The organism is Bradyrhizobium sp. P2_E8 (assembly GCF_056403875.1).
In genome coordinates this window covers 1-2414 of record NZ_JBFUES010001063.1, presented here as the reverse complement: position 1 = coordinate 2414, position 2414 = coordinate 1, and the positions used below count along the sequence as shown (strand labels likewise).

Annotated in this window: 2 protein-coding genes; one reads left to right on the top strand and one right to left on the bottom strand. The window is 64.4% G+C overall.

Going from position 1 to position 2414, the window contains the following annotated elements:
- Positions 1-438 (top strand): alpha-amylase family glycosyl hydrolase (locus AC1D00_RS36645; protein ID WP_477014027.1); only part of this gene is annotated, 438 nt, incomplete at its 5' end.
- A 168-nt stretch (positions 439-606) separates the two neighbouring features.
- Here the strand turns inward: AC1D00_RS36645 and AC1D00_RS36640 are convergent.
- Complete coding sequence (locus tag AC1D00_RS36640; protein ID WP_477014028.1) at positions 607-2307, bottom strand: alpha-amylase family protein; 1701 nt, start codon at positions 2305-2307, stop codon at positions 607-609.
- Positions 2308-2414: the final 107 nt, after the last annotated feature.

The window sequence follows — 2414 nt, the reverse complement described above, 5'->3', positions numbered from 1 at the left end:
GGCCGCGACGGCTGCCGCACGCCGATGCAGTGGGATTCCTCGAACTTCGCCGGCTTCTCGGACGTCCGGCCGTGGCTGCCGCTGCCCGAGGATCATATCCACGAGAACGTCGTCAATCTCGAAGCCGACACGCGCTCGATCCTTAGCCTATACAAGCGGCTCATCGTGCTGCGAAAGAGCAGCCCGCCCCTGTTGGCGGGCAGCTATCATCCGATCGCGGCGCAGGGCGATCTCTTGATCTACCGCCGCGAGGCCGAGGGCAGGGTGGTGATCGTGGCGCTCAATCTCGGTCCCGATCCGATCGCCGTCACCACCAGCGCGATCCGCTTCGGCAGTGAGATCCTGCTGTCGACGTTTCTGGATCGTGAGGGCGAGCGGCTGGAAGGCGTGCTGGACTTGCGGGGGAATGAGGGGGTGATCGTCGCGCCTCCCGCCTAACCGTCGTCCCGGGGCGCGCGAAGCGCGAGCCCGGGACCCATAGCCACAGGGAGCGGTTTTGCGAAGACTCGGAGTTACCAGTTCGTGCCACACTCTTCCCTGTGGCTATGGGTCCCCGCCTTCGCGGGGACGACAGCGGAGAGTGCGACAGCGGTGCGCGCGGCCACGTCATCCCGGATGCTTGTTGCCCCGCGCTGTATTCTCGTCGATATCACTCCGCTTCAGTAAATAATCCAGCCCGCCGACCCGGTACCAGCGATAGCCATAGGGCTCCAGCACGACGCGGTGCTGGCCGCGCTTGTCGGCGTGGCTGTGGTCTTCCGCGAGCAGATTGATCAGGTGCGCGACGGCATCATCGGGCAACCCCGTTGAAAACGCGATCTCGCGTGGCTTCTCATCGAGATTGTGCACGAACAGCACGGAATTGTTGCGCCAGTCGTAGCGCATGATGAAGACGGCGGGATCGCGCGTCGCAATGATGGCGAAATCGCCCCAGCCGATCTCGGGCACCTCCTTGCGCATGCGGACGATGCGTTCGGTCCAGTTCAGCATGGAATTGGCATCGCGCCGCTGCTTGGCGACGTTGACGTGCGGAAAGCCGTAAGGGCCCTTGTCGATGATGGGACACGCCGGCTTGTCGTTCTTGGTGAAGCCGCCATGCGGCTCGGTCGACCATTGCATCGGCGTGCGCGCGCAATTGCGCTCCGGCAATGAGAGATCGTCGCCCATCCCGATCTCGTCGCCATAGCGGATCACGGGCGTTCCCGGCAGCGTGCACATCAGGCTGTAGGCAAGCTCGAGCCGCCTGCGGTCGCCGCCCAGCATCGGCGCGAGGCGGCGGCGGATGCCGCGGTCGTAGAGCTGCATGTCCTTGTCGGGGCCGAAGCTTTTGAACACGGTGTCGCGCTGCGCCGGGGTCAATCGCCCGAGATCGAGCTCGTCGTGATTGCGCAGGAACAGGCCCCATTGCGCCGAGGCCGGCCGCGGCCTGGTCGCCTTCAGCGCCTTTGCCAGCGGACGCGAGTCGCCGGATGCCAGCGCATAGAACAGGTGCTGGTTGACGTGGAAGTTGAACATCATGTGCATGCGGTCGGCATCGCGGCCGAAATAGTCCATGTCGGTTTCCGGCAGCACATTGGCCTCGGCGAGGATGATGGCGTCGCCCTGGCGCCATTGCAGGAACTCGCGGAACGCGCGCAGCATGTCGTATTGCTCGACCGGCTTCTTCACCTTGGCGCCCTTGGTCGCGATCACGAAGGGCACGGCGTCCATGCGGAAGCCGGAGACGCCGAGCTGGATCCAGAAGCCCATGATTTTCAGGATCTCGGCCTGCACGTGCGGGTTCGAGGTGTTGAGGTCGGGCTGGAAATCGTAGAAGCGATGGAAATACCAGGCGCCGGCGTCCTTGTCGCGCGTCCAGGTCGATTTCTGCACGCCGGGAAACACCATGCCCTTGTTGGCATTGGCCGGCTTCGTGTCGGACCAGACATACCAGTCGCGATAGGGCGAATTCCTGTCGCGCCGCGCTTCCTTGAACCAGTGATGCTGGTCCGAGGTGTGGTTGACGACGAGGTCGAGGATGATGCGGATGCCGCGCTGCTTGCAGCCATGGGCGAACTCGACGAAGTCGCCGAGCGTGCCGTAGCGGGAATCGACGCTGTAATAATCGGCGATGTCGTAGCCGTCGTCGCGGCCCGGCGAAGTCTGGAACGGCATCAGCCAGATCGTGGTGATGCCGAGGCCGTGCAGATAGTCGAGCCGCCGCAGCAGGCCCTTGAAATCACCGACGCCGTCGCCGTCGGCATCCATGTAGGTGCCGACCGAGAGGCAGTAGATCACGCCGTTCTTGTACCAGAGATCGTCGATCATGCGCGAGCGGCCTCGATGCTCCGCCGAGGTGCGGCGGCTGCGTGATAAGTGCGAGGGCAGGGGGAGGTTCCCGAGTGTCGTCCCGGCCCCCGTGCGCAATTGCGCAC